We start from the raw sequence: 20310 nt of genomic DNA, 5'->3' as shown, positions 1-20310 counted from the left end.
GTTCTACACTAAGAACATTCTGCTTAACGAAGGCATTCGTGCTTGGATGGCTCCGACCGACCAACCCCACGAAAACTTCATCTTCCCTGAAGAAGTTCTGCCTCGCGGTAACGCACTTTAAAAAAATCAGGATTTGGATTTCAGCTTAATTTATGTTTTTTAAATTCAAACTAGAAATCCAAATTCCTATTCACCGGGTGGACGCAGTGCTCCTGCGGTCACCCGGAGAACAAAAAAACCGAAATCCAAAAACTAACATCGTTGGAGGTTCTACCGCGTGGTAACGCTCTCTAATTCCTATGCAAGCGGTCGCGACCAAGAATCCTCCGGATTCGCTTGGTGGTCAGGCAACGCTCGTTTGATCAATCTCTCAGGCAAACTGCTGGGCGCCCACGTCGCTCACGCTGGTTTGATCGTGTTCTGGGCTGGAGCAATGACTTTGTTTGAAGTCGCTCACTTTATCCCAGAAAAACCAATGTACGAACAGGGCTTAATCTTGATGCCCCACGTCGCTACTTTGGGTTGGGGCGTCGGCCCCGGCGGTGAAGTTACAGATATCTTCCCGTTCTTCGTAGTCGGCGTTCTGCACTTGATTTCCTCTGCGGTTCTCGGTTTGGGCGGCATTTATCACGCCGTTCGCGGCCCAGAAGTTCTCGAAGAATACTCGAACTTCTTCGGCTACGACTGGAAAGACAAGAACCAGATGACCAACATCATCGGCTATCACCTGATTTTATTGGGTGGCGGTTGCTTGCTGCTGGTTGCTAAGGCCATGTTCTTCGGCGGTGTCTATGACACTTGGGCTCCGGGCGGCGGCGACGTGCGTATTATCACGAACCCAACCCTCAACCCCGCTGTGATTTTTGGGTACTTGGTTCGCGCTCCTTTTGGTGGCGAAGGCTGGCTGCTCAGCGTTAACAACATGGAAGACATCATCGGCGGTCACATCTGGCTTGGCCTGATTTGTATCTCTGGCGGTGTTTGGCACATTTTGACCAAGCCTTTCGGCTGGGCTCGTCGCGCCTTAATCTGGTCTGGCGAAGCTTACCTGTCCTACAGCTTGGGCGCTTTGTCCCTCATGGGCTTCATCGCTTGCTGCTTTGTCTGGTTCAACAATACTGCTTACCCTAGCGAATTCTACGGCCCGACGGGCCCGGAAGCTTCTCAAGCACAAGCTTTGACCTTCCTGATCCGCGACCAACGCTTGGGTGCTAACGTCGGTTCTGCACAAGGCCCTACCGGTCTGGGTAAATACCTGATGCGCTCTCCTACTGGCGAAATCATTTTCGGTGGTGAAACGATGCGTTTCTGGGATTTCCAAGGCCCTTGGTTGGAACCTTTGCGTGGTACTAACGGTTTGGACTTGAACAAAATCAAGAATGATATTCAGCCTTGGCAAGCTCGCCGCGCTGCTGAGTACATGACTCACGCTCCTTTGGGTTCTTTGAACTCTGTGGGCGGCTTGGCAACTGAAGTTAACGCCTTTAACTATACTTCTCCCCGTTCTTGGTTGGCCTGTTTCCACTTTGTGATGGGTTTCTTCTTCTTGATCGGCCACTTGTGGCACGCTGGTCGCGCTCGCGCGGCTGTCGCTGGCTTTGAAAAAGGTATCAATCGCGAAAATGAAGCGGTTCTTTCTATGCCTGATTTGGACTAATCATCGGCCTTGTGCTGATGTGATTGTCTAATCAAAAAAAGCTCCTGCTTAACGGCAGGAGCTTTTTTTTAAGCCAATATCTCGAAAAAGTGGCGTTGCGATCGATGTTAAGCCTTTCTCTGAATTACTCCACAATTCTTGAGACTTGACTATTTTGATGAGTTCGGGTAAAGAACTTGCAGGCCGGCTCTACAAAGTTTATATTTAATTAAGGTACAAAAGTTTTAATCACACAAAATTGACAATAGCAATAGGAAGTTGCAGTTTGAAGGTAGATCCTTAGCTGTGCAAAACTAATCTACTTTTATTAAATGCCTGTGCTTTCAAAAATTGATAACACGCACAAAACTTTTTAGCCAATTACTATTATTGCTGGGAAAGCAAAAAATTAAGAATGGACTCATTAAAGCTCGAAAATGTCCAGGTGATTTACGATCGAGCAAATTTACTCGATCGCATCGCCAACCGCATTCGCCGCTCTCTAGAATTGCCAGAAATTCTCAGCGCCACAGCAGCGGAACTTCAATCGTTCTTGGGAACAGACAGGGTAAAAATCTATAAATTTCATAGCGATGGCAGCGGTGAAGTGATTGCTGAATCAATTAACGGCAAACGCTTGCCATCATTATTGGGGCTGCATTTTCCAGCAGACGATATTCCCCCTCACGCCCGCGAACTGTTCGCCCAAGTACAGGTGCGATCGATCGTCGATATCGATTCCGGGTTGCTAGGCCAAAGTCCCCGCCGCGACGAGGTTTCCGATCAAATGCTGCCCGATGAAGTGCGCTTTCGGGCGATCGACCCCTGCCACGCTGAATACTTAACTGCACTCGGCGTTAAAGCTTCCTTGGTAGTACCAATTTTTCACGACCAAGAATTGTGGGGGTTGTTGGTATCTCACCACTCCCAGTCCCGGAGTGTCGCAGAGGAGGAACTGCAAGACGTTCAGATGGTGGCAGATCACCTCGCCGTCGCGATCGCCCAATCAACCCTCCTCTCCCGAACCAAGGCCAAAGCTGAGCGTGAAGCTGCCGTCAACCGCGTCGCCGCAGCCCTGCACTCCCAGCCCGCGATCGAACTGCAAGCAGCTTTGGCAGAATGTGTAGCTGCACTAGAGGCCGTAGGTGGCAGGCTTTGCATTTTCCACAGCAACAATCTCACGAGTTTACTACCCTACTCGGACAATTCCACAGAGGCACTCAAAGTCTACACTTGTGGCTCAGGCCCGAGAATGCCTATTTCTGCCAAATACCAGCAGATAGAGCTATACAGCGTCTGGCACGAATATTTTAACTCCAGCGAGCAACAGGTTTGGGCAATTCCCGACTTGTACAAAATTAGCAGTTTGAGAAGCCTGCAACCTGCATTTCGATCGACAAAAATCCGCAGCATTTTAATCGCACCACTCAGAACCAGGCAGCAAATATTCGGTTACTTGAGCATTTTTAGAGAAGAATTTGACACCGAAACTCTCTGGGCAGGACAATTAGATGCCGACGGGCGACTCGCTCAATCTCGGATATCTTTTGAAGCGTGGAAAGAGTCAAAAACAGCCCAGATTCGCGAATGGAATGCTGAAGAAATTGAATTATTACAAGCTTTTGCTAGCCATTTTTCTCAGGTAATTAACCAATACCAACTATACCAAGAAATAGAGGCACTTAACGCTAATTTAGAAAATAAAGTTCAAAAACGTACCGATCAAATGCAACAGTTGACCCAACAGCAGCTAGTGCTGTTTGAAGTGGTGGCTAAAATGCGGAAATCTCTCGACTTGAACGATATTTTTACCACGATGTCCCAGGAAGTGCGAGCGGCTTTAAATGCCGATCGCGTTGGGGTTTACCGTTTCGATCCCGCATCGGAATTTAACGACGGGGAATTCGTTGCCGAAGATGTTTTTCCAGATTTTAGATCGGCAATGGCAGTCCGAGTAAACGATCACTGTTTTGGAGAAAACTACGCCAATCTTTACTCTCAGGGGCGAGTACACGCATTGGCAGACATCAGACAAGCCGGATTACAAGATTGCTTTCGGAAAGTATTGGAGCAATTTCAGATCAAAGCGACTTTAGTTGCACCGGTGATGAAAGGCAGCGAGCTTTGGGGGCTGCTATGCGTGCATCAGTGTTCGGATCCCCGCAACTGGGAATCTTCCGAAATTCAGTTTCTCACTCAAGTTTCTGCCCAGTTAAGTATCGCACTAGAACAAGCGGATTTGCTCGCTCAAACTCAGCAGCAAGCTGTTGATTTGCAGCAAGCTACTGAACAGCAGCGGATACTATTTGAAGTGGTAGTAAAGATTCGAGAATCTCTCGATATTAATGCAATTTTTAAGACGGCAACTCAAGAAGTTTGTCAGTTTATACAAGTTGATAGAATTGCTGTATATCGCTTTAATTCTGATTGGAGCGGAAAATATGTTGCCGAGTTTGTGAAAGACGGTTGGATCAGATTGGTAGGGGAAGATATCAATACGGTTTGGGAAAATAGTTATTTGCAGGAACACCGAGGCGGCCGGTATCTCAATAATGAGATTCTAGTCGTTGACGATATCTATCAAGCTTGTCACTCGGAGTGTAACTTCACTATTTTAGAGCATTTTCAGGTGCAGGCATATGCGATAGCGCCGATTTTTGTAGGACAAGAACTTTGGGGTTTGTTGGTAGCCTATGAACATTCTGGGCCGCGCTGTTGGGAAAGTTCAGAAGTTAAGTTTTTAGCTCAGATTGCCAATCAGTTAGGCGTAGCTATCCAACAAGCCGATTTGCTGGAGGAAACGAGAGGTCAATCAGCACAAATAGCTCAAAATTTCAAAGACTTGCAGCAAACTCAAGCTCAATTGATTCAGACTGAAAAAATGTCTGGTTTGGGGCAACTGGTGGCGGGTATTGCTCACGAAATTAACAATCCAGTTAATTTTATTTACGGCAATCTCAATCACGCTACTGATTATACTAAAAATTTGCTGAGTTTGCTGGAACTTTACCAGCAGCAATATCCCGATTCTAGTCCTGAGATTGGCGAGTTGGCAGAAGATATTGACTTGGAATTTCTGCGGTCAGATTTGCCGAAGTTGCTATTGTCTATGCAGGTGGGAGCCGATCGCATTCGTCAAATAGTTTTGTCTTTGAGGACTTTCTCTCGCTTGGATGAAAGTCAAATGAAGGATGTCGATATTCACGAGGGCATTGACAGCACGCTGTTAATTTTGCAGCACAGGCTGAAATCTAATGGGGACAGTGCCAACATTCTGCTAGTTAAGGAGTACGGCAATTTGCCTCTGGTTGAGTGTTATGCTGGACAGTTGAATCAGGTGTTTATGAATGTGATCGGAAATGCGATCGATGCTTTGCAATCGAACCAGTTGAGCGATCGCAATTCAGTGAGTCCTCAAATTAAAATCTCTACTGCTGTCGGTCAACTTAATGGCAATGTTCCGAGCGCGGTGATTCGGATTGCTGACAACGGTTCTGGAATTTCGGAATCGATGAGAGAACGCATATTTGACCCTTTTTTCACGACTAAGCCGGTGGGCAAAGGTACTGGATTGGGACTGTCAATTAGTTACCAAATTGTGGTAGAGAAACACGGCGGTGTTTTAAAGTGCTGTTCAGAATCTGGTAAGGGTACTGAATTTGCGATCGAGATTCCGATCCGACATCAGCCAGCAGTCAGCAGTCAGTAGTCATTAGGATCGGAAATTAAATAATTTACACAAGCTTGTGGAATGGGCGTCCCGCCCGTTCAGAAAGGACGGGCGGGATGTCCATCCCACAATAACAATAAAGATTGTAAGTTATTTAATTCTCATTCCTTAGTTATTGTAGGGTGCGTCAGCGGGCTAAATGTTTTCGTCACCTGCTCAAGGATTCCGGCCCCGTGACGCACCCTAAGGTTAGCTTTGTTGATGTAGAGTCTGCGTTTCAACCGCCGAGTTGAAGAGAGTTCGATCGCCCGCAAGCGTTGCTCGCAGAATAGGTTTGCCCCAAAACATGGTAAATTGAATAGCCAGACAGACTTTTGTCAAAGTACAGAACTGAGCGCTTGCAGTCGATCGCCCGATACGCCATGCCAGATTCCGAATTCTCAGATGATTTAAAATGGACGGCCCAAGCTAAGGCCAAGCTAAAAAATATTCCCTATTTTGTCCGGGGACAAGCCCGCGTGCGGATCGAGCAATTGGCCCGCGAAGCCGAAACAGAAGTCGTCACCATTGACTTAGTTGAGCAAGCTCGCATCGAGTTTGGACAATGAGGGATCGAAATGTACCCTAAAGCTTTAGACTATAAAATGCGTTGTAAGGACAAGGATTTAAAAAAGTAGTGCGGAAAATAGTTATAGCTGGCAACTGGAAAATGTACAAAACTAGGGCAGAATCCCTAGAGTTTCTTCAAGGATTCATGTCCTGCCTGACGGAAACCCCAGAAGAACGGGAAGTCGTGCTTTGCGTTCCCTTCACAGATTTGAGTGTCCTCTCGAAAAACCTGCACGGAAGCCGGATTAGACTCGGTGCTCAGAATGTCCACTGGCAAGAGTCTGGAGCTTATACGGGTGAAATTTCCGGGCAGATGCTGACAGAACTTGGGGTGCGCTACGTCATCATCGGCCACAGCGAGCGCCGTCAATATTTTGGGGAAAGCGACGAAACGGTGAATTGGCGGCTGACAACTGCTCAGAAATCCGGTTTAATTCCGATTCTGTGCGTGGGAGAGACGAAGCAACAACGGGATGCCGGGGAAACGGAAGCTCATATTTTTTCTCAGTTAGCGCAGGATTTGGTTGGTGTTGACCAAGATAACTTAGTAATAGCTTACGAACCGATTTGGGCGATCGGCACTGGCGACACTTGCGAAACGAAGGAAGCTAACCGAGTTATTGGTTTGATTCGCTCTAAATTGACTAATCCTGACGTGCCGATTCAGTACGGCGGCTCTGTGAAAGGAGAGAATATTGATGAAGTTATGGCGATGCCTGAAATTGACGGGGTTTTGGTTGGCGGTGCTAGTTTGGAAGCTGCCAGTTTCGCTAGAATTGTCAATTATCAATAACTGGTAAGTGGAACAAGGGCAGCGGGAAGGAGAAAGCGATCGCCTACAATTGTGATATGCCCTTGAGATACTTTAAGTGTTTGTCCGATCGGGAGAATTGACTTATGATTGCGATGGTTAAACCCAAACCCGCTTTAGAAGATTTCCTCAAACTTCCTGAAACTGAACCGGCCTCAGAATTTATTGACGGAGATATCCTTCAGAAGCCCATGCCTCAAGGCGAACATAGCGTACTTCAATTTGAACTCTGCAAAAATATCGATCGAGTAGCGCAAACTCAAAAAATTGCCAAGGCTTTTCCTGAATTGCGCTGCACTTTTGGCGGTAAGTCGATCGTACCAGATATAGCAGTATTCCGCTGGGAAAGAATTCCTTTTTTGCCTTCGGGTAGAATTGCCAACATCTTTGAAATTAATCCAGACTGGTCGATCGAAATTTTATCCCCAAACCAAAGCCAAACAAAAGTCCTTGGTAAATTGCTGCACTGTTCGCGACACGGTACTGAGTTGGGTTGGTTGCTAGATCCTGAGGAAGAAAGTATTTTAGCAGTATTTCCCGGACAAAAAGTAGAATTTTACCGAGGTACAGATCGGTTGCCAATTATTAATGGAATTGAATTAGAATTGACGGTCGATCGTGTTTTTAGCTGGTTGAGTTTTGGTTGAAGAATCTTGGACGCATCAGACTCTAAGAAACCGGGGCTTTTTAAGATTGGTTTTTAGTGTGGAATGCAAGTCGGCTCTCAGGCTGCGGACTTGCATTCCACACTACAAACCGTTTTTTTCGTAGTGTGCTATGCAAGTCGGCTCTCAGGCTGCTGCGGACTTGCATTCCACACTACGAACCGTTTTTTTCATGGTAATTGACCGGACAGGATATCAAACCTAAAATCTTGAATCTAAAATCTCACTCGCCATGACAGATAACCCAGCCAAAATTATCATTAGAAATAAAACTTTCGAGTGGGGAAAACGCACTTATTTGATGGGTGTTTTGAACGTAACTCCTGACAGTTTTAGCGACGGTGGCGATTTCAATACCATAGAATCAGCTTTAGCGCAAGCTGAAAATATGGTAAAATCGGGGGTAGATATTATTGATATTGGCGGTCAATCTACCCGGCCCGGTGCAGCGGAAATATCCTTAGAAGAAGAGATCGATCGCGTTATACCTGTGATAGAAATGCTGAGGCAAAAAGCCGATATTTTTAGCTCAGTTCCGATTTCTGTCGATACTACCAGAGCGCAGGTTGCTAAAGCTGCGATTGAGGCGGGAGCTGATATTGTCAACGATATTTCGGGAGCAACTTTTGACTCGGAAATGCTGTCAACGGTTGCTCAGTTGCAAGTGCCGATAATTTTGATGCACATTCGGGGAACTCCCCAGACGATGCAAAAACTCACAGATTATCAGGATTTAATTGGGGAAATTCGGGATTTTTTGGAGAGTCGAATTGTGGCCGCTGTGGCTGCGGGAATTGATAAATCTCAGATAATTATCGACCCCGGTATTGGCTTTGCTAAGACTTACAGTCAAAACTTGGAAATTCTGCGACAGTTGACAAAATTCCGGGGTTTGGACTGTCCGATTTTAGTAGGAGTATCGCGGAAAAGCTTCATCGGTCAGATTTTGAATCAGCCGGAAGCTAAACAAAGAATTTGGGGGACAGCGGCGGCTTGTACAAGTGCGATCGCAAATTCGGCAGATATTTTGCGAATTCACGATGTCAGAGAAATGCACGATGTTTGTTTGGTTGCCGACGCTATCTTCAGAAATCAATCTTGAGCGGTTGATTGGTCGATTAGTTTGAGTTCTCGCTCTCCACCGTGAGCGTGCGGCTGGATATCCGGCATGGAACCCATCAACTCGTTGAGGGCTTCTGTCATGTTTCTTGGATCCATAAACAGAATTTTGGCGTTGTCGCTTTCGCCTAGTTTTTGTTGAGCGTCTAAGTATTTTTCAGTTACTAAGTAATTCAAAACTTGCTTGCTGTTCGGATGGGAGTCTAAAGCTTCAACTAAGAGCCTCATGTACTCCTTAGTGCCGATCGCCTTATTGACCATTGCTTGCCATTCGCTCTTGGTGGCGCGCTCCAATTCCATAGCTTCTTGCACCCTTTTCGGAGGTGTAATGCTTTGAATTTCTACGCGAATTACTTTGACGCCCCAAGTTTCGGTAGCTTCGTCCAACTTCTTGAGTAACTTTTTATTCATGTCATCTCGGGAACCCAAGATGTCTTGCATGGGCAATCGACCAATTTCAGCGCGAAACGTCGTTAAAACTAAGTTGGCGATCGCATTTTCAATTTGATCGATTCCATAATAAGCTTTCTGCAAATTCACAACCCGCCAATACACAACGGCATCGACTTCTAGGGCCACATTATCGCCCGTAATTGCTGATTGAGGTTTAATATCTAAAACTCGTTCGCGGCTGGTGTCCACGCAGACGACTTTTTCGATCAGGGGACTGATAAAGTGGAATCCGGGCTTGAGGGTGCGCTTGTATTGGCCCAAACGTTCGACTAAAGCTTCGTCGCCACCGCTGACTATTTTCACGCTTGAGTTAACAGCGTAGCCGAGGATGAGCGCAAACAGCATGGTGAGAATAGACTGCCCCATTTCTACTTTCCTGCTAAGGTTGACTGAGAATCGATCGGGAATATACTCTAATTTAACTCAAAGTCTGCCGCACAGTGCTAAAATATCTCGACTGTTAATAACAGTATCAATGGTGGGCCGCCATGTGTTCGGACTCTGACGAAGCAGTCAGTAACTCAGGGAATCAACGCCACTGAGCTTGTAAGAGAAATCAAGCAAGCTGCACTGACCAGCCTAAGCCTTAACTGGCTACGTTATTTAGGTCATGACACCCACCGGATGCGAAGCTAGTCCCTTGCTCTGTCGCTAGTAGTTAAACAGCCTTAAAGTCACGCTCGACAGTGCTGCTAGCCTGACAAGCCTTTATAACATTGGCGAAGCTAACTTTACCCCGAAAGGGAGATTGAGGACAACCATCCTCGCCAGAGGGGCAACCATACCCCTCTACCCCGCAAGGGGATTCAATGCGATTGAAATCGCCTGGTCGTTTTCCTAGGAAGGACTAAAGTCTCTGAGCTTCCCACTTACCGAGCTTTTTTGTGAAACCCAGGATATCAACAACACATTTCCACAAAAGACATGAAAAACGATCGAGAGTTTCGCCCTTTCAAACCTTTTACCTGGATTGGCCCAAGCATTGTGGTGGCTGGAATGTGGGCATTGGGAGTTGTCCCACCCGTACAAGCTGAATCAACCACGGTGCAAATTGCCCCAAACTTGCAGTCGCAGAACTTGCAGCCACCGCGCCGGGGGCCCGCAGTTCGCGAAGTTCTATCCTACGAGATGAAGGGAGACGAACTTAAGATTTGTAAACAGGAAGGCAACTCTGAGAAAAAGTGCCAAGTTGTAGGCAAAGGTTACACGGTGGGTTTGAGAACGGCCAACGACCTCTACGGTCAAGGAAATATTGTCAATGCCGAAGTTTTGTACCGACAACTAATCGCTCGCTATCCCAAACAAGCCGATGCTTATTATAAGTTGGGAAGTCTGCTGTCGGGGCAAGGTAAAATGAGCGATGCGATCGTCCAATACCAGAAAGCAATTGAAGTCAACCCGCAGCACGCCAAAGCTCACAACGATTTGGGCGTGGCGATGGCAAGTCAAGGAAAGTTGCCCGAGGCGATCGTGCTGTGGAGACAAGCCGTTAAAATTAACAGCCAGTATCCCGATGCTTTAAACAATTTAGGAGTCGGTTTATACCAGCAAGGGGCGAAGGAAGACCAAGCAGAGGCCCTAGCCAGTCTCAAAAAAGCTAAGGAGTTATTTATCAAGCAGGGCAGAACTCAAGCAGCTACGAGAGTAGATAAACTTTTGGAGGAAATCAATTCGCAGTCGAGCGGCTCTTAAAATCATTATGTTCGATATAGCTGAAATAAAAAAGGTTTGATCGTTCGGACTTTAGTCCGCATCTTCTAAGGACTAAAGTCCGAACGATCAAACCAATCTTAATTATGGTCATCCAAGCAGATATGAGATCGATAGTCGATCGCTCGAACATAGAGATAAAAAACAGAGGGGGCGATCGGAATCAATTAGCCTTCAACGGCGGTTAAACACGCCGATAAGCCTCAACCTAAAGCATTTCCTTCAAAACTTGTAAAATTACATCTCCATCCACGCGATCGCTCACAGCGGCCTCACCCAAGCGCACCGGTAGCACAAAGCGCACCTTGCCATCCTGCACCTTCTTATCCAGTTGCAAAGTCTTCAAAATCTCCTCAATATCGACACCTGCGGGCAACTTAGCAGGTAAAGCAGCTTTGGCAATTAAAGCAGATTGGCGGCGATCGCACTCAGCATCCCACATTCCCAACTCCACAGCCAAGCGGCTGGACGCAGCCATACCAATTGCCACACCTTCGCCGTGATTAATTACCTTGTAATTAGTCAAACTTTCTACAGCATGACCGATCGTGTGACCGTAATTCAAAATCGCCCGCAAACCAGACTCCTTCTCATCCTTGCTTACCACCTCAGCCTTAGCTTGGCAAGACCTGCTCAAAATTTCAGCCAACAAATCCGCCTTCACATAGCGCATTTGATCCAAGCGCTTGCAGTTTTCCAACTTCCGGAACAATTCAGCATCCCAAATCACCCCGTACTTAATAACTTCCGCCATCGCCGAACGAAACTCGCGCGCCGGCAGAGTTTTGAGAACATCCGGGTCAATCAAAACCAAACGCGGCTGATGAAAAGCCCCAATTAAATTCTTCCCCGAAGGATGATTGACCCCCGTTTTGCCGCCAATAGAAGCATCAACCATCGCCAGCAGCGAAGTCGGAACCTGCACCACATTAATTCCGCGCAGCCAAGTCGCCGCCGCAAAACCCGTCATATCCCCAACCACTCCGCCGCCCAAAGCCACCATTGTCGAGGAACGTTCCAACCGGTTAGCCAAAGCCGCATTGTAAATCTTCTGGATGGAATTTAAAGTTTTGTACTGTTCGCCCGGTGGTAAAATGCAGGTACTGACTTCTAGACCGGCCGATTCGAGGGCTGCGGTTGCTCTTTCGCCGTAGTGCCGAAAAATCGACTGATTTGAGACCAAAAGAACTTTTTTGCCCAAACTTAGATCGCCCATCAGGGTACCGAGCTCGTCTAAGCCGCCCGTTGGCGTAGCCCCCGTAGGGGATCGCACGCAAATATTGTAAGATTGTGGGCCCAAGTCAACTTTAATTATCGATTGCATATTTATCTAATTTAGATTATAGATTTTAGATTATAGTTCTTAATAGGTCTTTTTATTGATTATTTTGGAGAAATTGCAATGAGTCTTACCGGAGCAATAGCTTATTTTGGAATTTTCGGTGGCATGGTTGGCTTGGCGACAGTGCTGATGTTTGGTCTCCGGGCTGTCAAACTCATCTAGTTTGTTAATTTAGATGTCTGAACCAGAGAATTTTATCTCTGGTAAAAGTAACATCGGGCCGATCGCATTTTTGCAAAAAATCTCTAGTCCGATCTATAGATTTATGTCGTAAGTGCGATCGACCTTATTTAAATAATAAATTTAAAATTTAAATATAATAAATTTAAATCAAACTACACTTCGCAGTCATGAAAGTTATCTCAATCATCAATATGTTGAGGATTTCCTGGAAGCAAAAATCGAAGTTAAATATCAAGCCAGGTTTCAGTTTATTTGCGATCGCCCTTTGCCTCACCTTTCTCACCAATGCCTGTGGCTTTGGATTTAACCGATCGCTCCAACCGCTGCGAATTGGAACTATCAGCTTTCCGGGATATGATATTGCCCGCTATGCCCAAACCTCAGAAATATTCAAGCAACGGGGACTAAAGGTTGAGTTTGTGCTATTTGATAACTCGCAGGATACCAGTCGGGCAGTAATCCGTGGTAGGTTAGATGCCGCATTTACTACCTTTTGGGAAGTGATGCAGGTAGATCCGGGTGATGGCAAACCTGTGGTTTTAATGACTATCGACATTTCTGCCGGGGCAGATGGAATTTTTGCCAAGCCAGAAATTAAATCCGTAGCAGATTTGCGAGGAAAGAAAGTAGCAGCAAAGTTAGGAACCATCAGCCATTTAACTTTGTTAGAAGCTTTAAAACTTCATCATCAAATTAAGCCCTCTGATGTGCCGATTTTGGATTACTCCAATGAAGTAGCAGCCCAGAAAATCAAAGAGGGTGAGATTGATGCTGCGGTGTTATGGGAACCGGTGCTGGGGGAGACAGCGAATAGCATCAAAGGCAATATAATTCACACCACAAAGCAAGTAGACAGTCTGGTAATTGATACCTTAATGTCCAGTGATAAGATAGTGAAAGCAAAAAAAGCCGAACTAAAGCAATTTATGCTGGCATGGTTTGATGTAATGCACGCAGTTAAAACTCAGCCGAAAAAAGTGTTTAAGGCGGTTGGAAAGCAATTGGGACAAAGTGGTGAGTCTTTTGCCAATGATTATGCTGGATTAAAAAAAGGTGATATGACCTTAAATCGGCGAATGTTTGCCCCAGAAGGTAGGCTCAAATCTGCCAAGGCAGAAATTGTCGAATTACTCAAATCCGATCCGCGTCATAATCGAGTAATTCGGCAAGATGTGGAGATTGATTCCACCCTTGTCAATGAAGCAATAGCGGAATGGAAACCATGAGCCAACAAGCTAGAAAGAACTTATCTCGCCAACTATTATTGGGCTTTAGTGTTTCTCTGGCAACTGTTGGCTTAATCACCTTGGGATTCAACTACTTTTTGATGCAATCACAATTACAGAAAGAACTAGAACAACGCGCCCGATCGATTACCCAGGGAGTGGGGTTTTCCACGGAAGGATTAATCGAATTGGGGAATAGGAGCATTGTCAAGCGCGTGGTGCAAAACTATGCTACCTTGCCGACAGTGGTGGAAGTGGCGATCGTCAGTCCCGATGGCCAAACCCTCGCCCGGAGTGGATCGGCACTCAAAAATCCGGCCTATGCTACTATTCATCCAGAATTAGAGCAAATATTAGAGCGATCGGCCGAAACAGGTTTAGAAACAAGTTTCAGAACCAACATAGATGGTGAGTCAGCTTTAGTCGCAATTTTGCCCTTTAGCAGTACCTTGTTTCGTCAGGGAAATCGGCGCGGGTTGGCGATCGCGATTCTGAATGCCGAAGAAATGCGCCAGCAAGTATGGCAAACTTTCTATACTTCCACCGTCACCCTGCTGATTGGGATGACTGCAATTTTAGGACTGATGACGATATTAATTCAGCATATTGTATTACACCCACTCGAACGTTTGAACAAAGCAGTTATCGACAGGAATGGAATTGATAACTTTGTCATACCCAGTGGATTACCAAATAATGAAATCCAATTTCTAGCCCAGACAATTCAATCCGCAGCTATACGAGTAGAAACATATCAACAAGAACTCCGACTGCAAGCCCAAGATTTAGAAAAAGCAATCAGCGAATTGCAAAAGGCTAAAGAAATCGCCGAAATTGCCAACCGCACCAAAAGTGAATTTCTGGCTAATATGAACCACGAACTCCGAACGCCACTCAATGGCATTTTGGGTTATGCCCAAATCCTCCAACACGATCCGACGACTACTCCCAAACAGATGAAAGGATTAGGAGTAATTCACCAGTGTGGTTCCCATTTACTCACTCTGATTAATGATATTTTGGATTTGTCAAAGTTGGAAGTACACAAGATGGAACTTGATCCCCAAGATTTCCATCTAGAAAAATTCCTATCCTCCACTGTGGATATGTGCCGGATCAAGGCAGAACAAAAAGGCGTGGATTTTCGCTATCAGCCGGCTAGCAACCTGCCCATTGCAGTCCATGCTGATGACAAACGACTGCGACAAGTGTTGTTGAATTTGCTCAGCAATGCTATTAAATTTACTGATGTTGGCAGTGTCAGTTTCCGAGTTGAACCTGTGGTAAAATCAAGCGATTTTGGTGCAGCCCAAAGAATTCGATTCAAGATTAAAGATACTGGTATTGGCATTGTTTCGGAAAAATTATCGAAGATTTTTTTACCTTTCGAGCAAGCTGGAAAAGGCGATCGCAACAGCGAAGGAACTGGCTTGGGGCTTGCCATCGGCCAACAAATTATCCTGAAAATGGGCAGCGAAATTCATGTCGAGAGTGTACTTGGTGAGGGTAGTAGCTTCTGGTTTGAGGTAGATTTGTTGCCAGCATCGGATTGGATGACAGAAGATGCGATCGCCGATCGCAAAGTCATCGGCTATCAGGGCGAAAGACGCAAAATTCTGGTGATTGACGATCGCCCTGAAAATCGCCTCATTATCATAAATATGCTGGAACCCCTAGGCTTCCAAGTGGCAGAAGCTGACAACGGACAAACGGGCTTAGACATGGCCATTCAAATGCTACCAGACTCGATCGTTACCGATATCCATATGCCAATAATGGATGGGTTAGAAATGACTCGCCGCCTGCGACAACTGCCAAACTTTGCGACTACGCCGATTATTGCTTCTCCAGCCACTCTGTCTCAGGTAGACATACAGGAAAGTCTGGATGCTGGTTGCAATAGTTTTTTCCCGAAGCCCATCGAGTTTACTGGATTGTTGAACCAATTACAGAAACACCTGGAATTGCAGTGGATTTATGAAGAAATGAAACTAGATGCCATGAAAATTACTGAGAATAAAGTCCATGAGGTTAATATGGTAATGCCACCAGTTAAAGAACTGACAGCCCTCTATACCGCCGCCCAGGGTGGTTTTATGAGTGATATTCACCAGGAAGCCGATCGCCTGAAAAAATTAGCACCCGAATATATAGTCTTTGCTAACCGAGTTTTAGCACTAAGTCAACAGTTTGATGAGGAAGCCATTATTCGCCTAATCGAACCACTACTTTAGCTACTTTATTTTTGAATGTATAAACCTGTTTATTATCAATAAAAAATTTGAATCAAATTACTATATAATTGAAAAAAAACTATTTATTCTGTTTTCCTTCCTTTTAACCTCTTACATCCATCCCTTATATCCGTTACATCCGTTAGACAATCCGTTGCCGAACTTCGTGCTTCCTGCTGTTTATATATTGGAGTTTCTAATGTCAGTCAATTCCATGTCCGCAGACAAGACTATTTTAGTTGTAGACGATACTCCCAGTAATCTGCAAGTATTATTTGATGTATTGAGCGAACATGACTACCGGGTGGCGATCGCCAAAAATGGTGAAACCGCTCTACAACGAATTCAATTATCTCAGCCCGATTTGATTTTGCTAGATGTCATGATGCCTGGAATCGATGGCTTTGAGACCTGCAAACAGCTCAAAGCCAATCCTGATACTCGCGATATTCCGGTTGTTTTTATGACAGCCCTTTCCGACTCAGTAGATAAAATTAAGGGGCTAAGTTTGGGTGCAGTGGACTACATCACAAAGCCGATTCAGTGCGAAGAAGTATTGGCCCGGATTCAGGTGCATTTACAACTACGAAATGCCACACGCATCATGGAACAACGTACCAAGGAACTCAACGAAGCATTAGAAAATCTAAAACAAGCCAAAACTCATTTAGTGCAAGGCGAAAAAATGTCTGCCCTCGGCCACTTGGTGGCGGGAGTAGCCCACGAAATTAACAACCCGGTGAATTTCATTCATGCTAACCTAAACCCCGTCAAAGAATACACTGAATATTTGTTAGACTTTGTGCAACTTTACCAGAAACATTATCCAAATCCGGTTCCAGAAATCCAGACACGGGCAGAAGAAATTGATTTAAAATTTTTGCAATCAGATTTGGTTAAAATACTCAATTCGATGAAAATAGGTACGGATCGCATTCGCGAATTGGTGCTTTCTCTCCGCAATTTCTCCCGCTTGGATGAAGGCTACTGCAAAGCGGTTGATATTCATGTAGGTATTGACAGCACTCTGTTGATTTTGCAACACCGTCTAAAAGGTGGACAAAATTGTCCTGAAATTCAAGTCATCAAAAATTATGGGCAGTTACCACAAGTCCAATGTTATCCTAGTCAACTAAACCAGGTGTTTATGAATATCCTGAGTAATGCGATCGATGCTTTGGAATCATCGGGTGTCAGCAATAACCAAGAACCTAGGATTACGATTCGTACTTTCATTAGTAGTGATGATGCGATCGCAATTAGTATTGCCGATAATGGAGTCGGGATCCCGGAACCCATTCTTTGTCTATTATTCGATCCGTTTTTCACTACCAAACCTCTTGGGAAAGGCACTGGTTTGGGGCTGTCAATCAGTCATCAGATTATTACTGAAAAACATGGTGGTAAGATTGAATGTTCTTCGATTCTGGGGCAGAGTACGGAGTTTGTTGTGAAAATTCCAGTAAAATAACTTCTACTCCGCTTCTCAAAACCATCGATATGTCCCATTCCACCGATATCATTACCCTCGCCCGCTGGATGGCGGCCGACTTCAGCAACCAAGCGCAAGCCTTTGAAAATCCGCCATTCTTCGCGCACATCCGCGTCTGCATGAGACCCCTACCCACAGAACTTCTGGGCGGGATGAGCTTGTACCTAGAACAAGCCTATGATATTGAACTCAAAACTCCGTACCGAGTCCGAGTGTTAAAATTAGTCCCGATGGGCGATCGCATCGACATCGAAAATTACGCGATCGTCAACGAAGAGCAATTTTACGGCGCCTCCCGCGATCTCCAAAAGCTCCAAGAACTCAACAAAGCCGAATTTAAACTAATGCCGGGGTGCACCTTTATTACACACTGGACGGGCAGCAGCTTCAAAGGGTGTGTCGAACCCGGAAAAGGCTGCATGGTGGTCAGAAAGGGCAAAAATACCTATCTAGATAGCGAATTCGAGATCGATGGAGACAAATTCACCAGTCACGATCGCGGACGCGACCCAGAAACCGACGCCCACGTCTGGGGAGCCCAGGCCGGCCCCTTTGAATTTACCCGCTGGGCTAGCTTCGCCGACGAAATTCCGGTTTGATGCCGAAAAACCAAGTCCAGACTTGGCCAACACGCTTGATTAAAGGTTCACAATGCACCAATACCTGGTACATTAACCCAGTATTGGCAAGCAAGATTCACCGTTGATTTATGAAAGTCCTGGTTATTGGTGGCGATGGCTATTGCGGTTGGGCAACCGCACTCTACCTTTCTAACAAAGGTCACGAAGTTGGCATCCTCGACAGCTTCGTGCGGCGGCATTGGGATCTGGAACTGTGCAGCGACACCCTCACTCCCATTGCACCGATTCAGCAACGACTCCAGCGATGGCAAGATTTAACGGGTAAGTCGATCGACTTGTTCGTCGGTGACATCACCAACTACGATTTTCTCAGCAAAAGTATGAGAAAATTTGCACCAGAGGCGATCGTCCATTTCGGCGAACAGCGATCGGCGCCCTTCTCGATGATCGATCGCGAACACGCAGTCCTCACCCAAGTCAATAACGTCGTCGGGACACTGAACCTGCTGTACGCCATCCGCGAAGATTTCCCCGACTGTCACCTAGTGAAATTGGGGACAATGGGCGAATACGGCACGCCGAATATTGACATTGAAGAAGGCTACATTACGATCGAACACAACGGCCGCAAAGATACACTACCCTATCCCAAACAGCCTGGCAGTTTTTATCACTTAAGTAAAGTCCACGATTCCCACAATATCCATTTTGCCTGCAAAATCTGGGGTTTAAGAGCCACCGACTTAAATCAGGGAGTCGTCTACGGCGTACTCACCGAAGAAACTGGCATGGACGAACTGTTAATTAACCGTTTGGACTACGACGGAGTATTCGGAACAGCCTTGAACAGATTTTGCATCCAAGCTGCGATCGGGCATCCTTTGACAGTTTATGGAACTGGCGGACAAACCCGCACCTTCTTAGACATTCGGGATACCGTGCGATGCGTCGAATTGGCGATCGCCAACCCCGCCGCCGCCGGAGAATTCCGCGTCTTCAACCAATTCACCGAACAATTTAGCGTCGGCGACTTAGCCTCATTGGTGCAAAAAGCAGGCATGGCAATGGGATTAAAAGTAGAAATCAACAACCTCGAAAATCCCAGAGTCGAGAAAGAAGAACATTATTTCAATGCCAAAAACACCAGTTTGTTAGGCCTCGGCTTGCAGCCGCACTACCTCTCAGATTCCCTGCTCGATTCTCTGCTGAATTTTGCTACAAAATATCAGCACCGCGTCGATAAAAACCAAATTTTGCCGAAGGTTTCTTGGCGACGGTAAATTCGGGCACAAGCTGCGGGAGAGAGTTTTGGCATTACATAATTCTGGCATGAATCTTGTGGGGTGGGCTTCTAGCCCGCCCCAAAAATAATGATTTTCAGCTTTGATAAAATTCCAAATCATCCCGCAAATATGCAACGCTATTTTTTTAACGAACCGCGAAGGCGCGAAGGGCGCGAAGTAAGAGATGAGAAGGGAAGAGAAGAACTGCTAGCTTGGTTGGGAATAAATATGGCAACCGCGCCCGATGGTTATGACGTTCTTAATTGCTGAAACATCAGGCTCGATTCCTTCTTCCTTCTTCCTTATATACCGTGAAAAGTCGAATTCTCATCTTGTTGCTTTTAGTTGTTCTGCCGGGATTTTCTGCCAGTGCAGTTTGTGCTTATTATTTAATACCGGAATGGGCTGCACTAACGGCGAGTTATCAAAATTACCGCCTCAAAAGCGAATCGCCTTCGGCTACGGAAAAGGAAATCTTAATTGCCAAAACTGCACAGGAAATTCACCGAATTAACTGCTTTGCTGAAGGTGTGGGATTGCTTTTAGGTGGGATAATTTTATCAATTGGCATTCAGGGAATTTGTATCTTGCCGGAACAACCTCTCGATCGCAAATAACTTCAGATGAAGCTGCTGACAGAATCTTACTTAAACCAAAAAATGCGGTGGCCGAATACAGGTCGCCACATTTTAGCACAATTTGACGATGATACTGTTGTTGTCTATCAAGCTTACCGTCCGGCGATCGGTCACTTTGCAGCGGAACGCGGTTATTTCGGCGGCGAGTTCAGTCTTAACCGCATGAGTTGGATTAAGCCAAACTTTCTCTGGATGATGTATCGTTCGGAATGGGGTACAAAACCCGGACAAGAAGTAATTTTGGCGGTTTCGTTAAAGCGATCGGCTTTTGACGAAATTTTAGCATCTGTCGTCCATTCCAATTTCGTTTCAGTAGTGTACGGAAGCGAAAAAGAATGGAAACAAGCTGTTAAAAATTCATCCGTGCGGCTGCAATGGGATCCAGACCACCATCCCAGTGGCGCGAAACTGGAACGGCGGGCAATTCAACTCGGCTTGCGTGGCAGTTATCTTGCCAGTTATGCCCAAGAATGGATTGTTAACATTGAGGATATTTCAGAATTTGTGCAGCAACAGCATCAATATAATACGGGCGATCTTGCCCAATTACTTACTCCTCGCGAGGCAGTGTATCCTGTTACTAACCCCGACATTTGCCAAAGACTGGGAGTATCGATTTCCTAAACAATATATCAAAGAATATAGCCTTTCTCAAAAA

General features: G+C 45.8%; 17 protein-coding genes and 1 pseudogene. 16 read left to right on the top strand and 2 right to left on the bottom strand.

What is annotated here, in order from left to right:
* From JGK36_RS11480 to folP, 7 genes and pseudogenes are all read left to right on the top strand, one after another.
* Window positions 1–121, top strand: a pseudogene (locus tag JGK36_RS11480) (photosystem II protein D2); the annotation flags it as partial.
* Window positions 122–277: 156 nt separating this feature from the next.
* Window positions 278–1657 (top strand): photosystem II reaction center protein CP43, encoded by a 1380-nt coding sequence (gene psbC / locus JGK36_RS11475; protein WP_293151178.1) that lies wholly within the window; start codon window positions 278–280, stop codon window positions 1655–1657.
* A 394-nt stretch (window positions 1658–2051) separates the two neighbouring features.
* Complete coding sequence (locus JGK36_RS11470) at window positions 2052–5345, top strand: GAF domain-containing protein (protein WP_293197015.1); 3294 nt, start codon at window positions 2052–2054, stop codon at window positions 5343–5345.
* 383 nt (window positions 5346–5728) lie between these two features.
* Window positions 5729–5914, top strand: coding sequence for a PCP reductase family protein (locus JGK36_RS11465; RefSeq protein ID WP_293183127.1), 186 nt, complete (start codon window positions 5729–5731; stop codon window positions 5912–5914).
* Window positions 5915–5982: 68 nt separating this feature from the next.
* The gene (tpiA, locus tag JGK36_RS11460; RefSeq protein ID WP_293183121.1) at window positions 5983–6708 is read left to right on the top strand and encodes a triose-phosphate isomerase; all 726 of its coding nucleotides are present in this window, start codon (window positions 5983–5985) and stop codon (window positions 6706–6708) included.
* A 104-nt stretch (window positions 6709–6812) separates the two neighbouring features.
* Window positions 6813–7373 carry a Uma2 family endonuclease gene (locus JGK36_RS11455; RefSeq protein ID WP_293197014.1) on the top strand — a complete coding sequence of 187 codons (561 nt, stop codon included), beginning with the start codon at window positions 6813–6815 and terminating at the stop codon, window positions 7371–7373.
* Between the two features lie 250 nt (window positions 7374–7623).
* A complete protein-coding gene (gene folP / locus JGK36_RS11450; RefSeq protein ID WP_293197013.1) occupies window positions 7624–8493 on the top strand; it encodes a dihydropteroate synthase in 870 nt (289 codons plus the stop codon).
* On the opposite strand, the gene JGK36_RS11445 is transcribed toward folP, so the two are convergent.
* A complete protein-coding gene (locus JGK36_RS11445; protein WP_293157580.1) occupies window positions 8484–9329 on the bottom strand; it encodes a stomatin-like protein in 846 nt (281 codons plus the stop codon). The genes folP and JGK36_RS11445 overlap by 10 nt on opposite strands.
* A 558-nt stretch (window positions 9330–9887) precedes the next feature.
* On the opposite strand from JGK36_RS11445, the gene JGK36_RS11440 reads away from it, so the two are divergent.
* A complete protein-coding gene (locus JGK36_RS11440; protein ID WP_293197012.1) occupies window positions 9888–10655 on the top strand; it encodes a tetratricopeptide repeat protein in 768 nt (255 codons plus the stop codon).
* A gap of 226 nt (window positions 10656–10881) precedes the next feature.
* Here the strand turns inward: JGK36_RS11440 and aroB are convergent, their stop codons facing one another.
* Complete coding sequence (aroB, locus tag JGK36_RS11435) at window positions 10882–11997, bottom strand: 3-dehydroquinate synthase (protein ID WP_293183113.1); 1116 nt, start codon at window positions 11995–11997, stop codon at window positions 10882–10884.
* 78 nt (window positions 11998–12075) lie between these two features.
* Here aroB and JGK36_RS11430 point away from each other — a divergent pair, with 78 nt between their 5' ends.
* The 8 genes from JGK36_RS11430 (at window position 12076) to JGK36_RS11395 (ending at window position 20276) form a co-directional block, all read left to right on the top strand.
* On the top strand, window positions 12076–12177 hold the full coding sequence (locus JGK36_RS11430) for a cytochrome b6-f complex subunit PetL (protein ID WP_194010188.1): 102 nt from the start codon (window positions 12076–12078) through the stop codon (window positions 12175–12177).
* A gap of 188 nt (window positions 12178–12365) precedes the next feature.
* Entirely contained in the window at window positions 12366–13424 is a 1059-nt protein-coding gene (locus tag JGK36_RS11425; RefSeq protein WP_293192156.1) for an ABC transporter substrate-binding protein, read from the top strand.
* Window positions 13421–15658: an ATP-binding protein gene (locus tag JGK36_RS11420; protein ID WP_293192154.1), complete on the top strand. Its 2238-nt coding sequence runs from the start codon at window positions 13421–13423 to the stop codon at window positions 15656–15658. The genes JGK36_RS11425 and JGK36_RS11420 overlap by 4 nt, the downstream gene beginning before the upstream one ends.
* A gap of 199 nt (window positions 15659–15857) precedes the next feature.
* Window positions 15858–17129: a response regulator gene (locus tag JGK36_RS11415; RefSeq protein ID WP_293183107.1), complete on the top strand. Its 1272-nt coding sequence runs from the start codon at window positions 15858–15860 to the stop codon at window positions 17127–17129.
* 29 nt (window positions 17130–17158) lie between these two features.
* Complete coding sequence (locus JGK36_RS11410) at window positions 17159–17749, top strand: chromophore lyase CpcT/CpeT (RefSeq protein WP_293183105.1); 591 nt, start codon at window positions 17159–17161, stop codon at window positions 17747–17749.
* A 110-nt stretch (window positions 17750–17859) separates the two neighbouring features.
* A complete protein-coding gene (locus JGK36_RS11405) occupies window positions 17860–19011 on the top strand; it encodes an NAD-dependent epimerase/dehydratase family protein (RefSeq protein ID WP_293183103.1) in 1152 nt (383 codons plus the stop codon).
* A 335-nt stretch (window positions 19012–19346) separates the two neighbouring features.
* Window positions 19347–19631: a hypothetical protein gene (locus JGK36_RS11400; protein ID WP_293183101.1), complete on the top strand. Its 285-nt coding sequence runs from the start codon at window positions 19347–19349 to the stop codon at window positions 19629–19631.
* A gap of 6 nt (window positions 19632–19637) precedes the next feature.
* The gene (locus JGK36_RS11395; RefSeq protein ID WP_293197011.1) at window positions 19638–20276 is read left to right on the top strand and encodes a DUF4291 domain-containing protein; all 639 of its coding nucleotides are present in this window, start codon (window positions 19638–19640) and stop codon (window positions 20274–20276) included.
* Window positions 20277–20310 lie beyond the last annotated feature (34 nt).

This window comes from Microcoleus sp. PH2017_35_SFW_U_B, assembly GCF_020737865.1.
Classification (GTDB): Bacteria; Cyanobacteriota; Cyanobacteriia; order Cyanobacteriales; family Microcoleaceae; genus Microcoleus.
This window is presented reverse-complemented; position numbering and strand designations above follow the sequence as displayed.

Coding starts and splice junctions, on each gene's coding strand:
- JGK36_RS11470 (WP_293197015.1), top strand. CDS start 2,052: ATGGACTCATTAAAGCTCGAAAATGTCCAGGTGATTTACGATCGAGCA.
- JGK36_RS11465 (WP_293183127.1), top strand. CDS start 5,729: ATGCCAGATTCCGAATTCTCAGATGATTTAAAATGGACGGCCCAAGCT.
- JGK36_RS11455 (WP_293197014.1), top strand. CDS start 6,813: ATGATTGCGATGGTTAAACCCAAACCCGCTTTAGAAGATTTCCTCAAA.
- folP (WP_293197013.1), top strand. CDS start 7,624: ATGACAGATAACCCAGCCAAAATTATCATTAGAAATAAAACTTTCGAG.
- JGK36_RS11445 (WP_293157580.1), bottom strand. CDS start 9,329: ATGGGGCAGTCTATTCTCACCATGCTGTTTGCGCTCATCCTCGGCTAC.
- JGK36_RS11440 (WP_293197012.1), top strand. CDS start 9,888: ATGAAAAACGATCGAGAGTTTCGCCCTTTCAAACCTTTTACCTGGATT.
- aroB (WP_293183113.1), bottom strand. CDS start 11,997: ATGCAATCGATAATTAAAGTTGACTTGGGCCCACAATCTTACAATATT.
- JGK36_RS11430 (WP_194010188.1), top strand. CDS start 12,076: ATGAGTCTTACCGGAGCAATAGCTTATTTTGGAATTTTCGGTGGCATG.
- JGK36_RS11425 (WP_293192156.1), top strand. CDS start 12,366: ATGAAAGTTATCTCAATCATCAATATGTTGAGGATTTCCTGGAAGCAA.
- JGK36_RS11420 (WP_293192154.1), top strand. CDS start 13,421: ATGAGCCAACAAGCTAGAAAGAACTTATCTCGCCAACTATTATTGGGC.
- JGK36_RS11415 (WP_293183107.1), top strand. CDS start 15,858: ATGTCAGTCAATTCCATGTCCGCAGACAAGACTATTTTAGTTGTAGAC.
- JGK36_RS11410 (WP_293183105.1), top strand. CDS start 17,159: ATGTCCCATTCCACCGATATCATTACCCTCGCCCGCTGGATGGCGGCC.
- JGK36_RS11405 (WP_293183103.1), top strand. CDS start 17,860: ATGAAAGTCCTGGTTATTGGTGGCGATGGCTATTGCGGTTGGGCAACC.
- JGK36_RS11395 (WP_293197011.1), top strand. CDS start 19,638: ATGAAGCTGCTGACAGAATCTTACTTAAACCAAAAAATGCGGTGGCCG.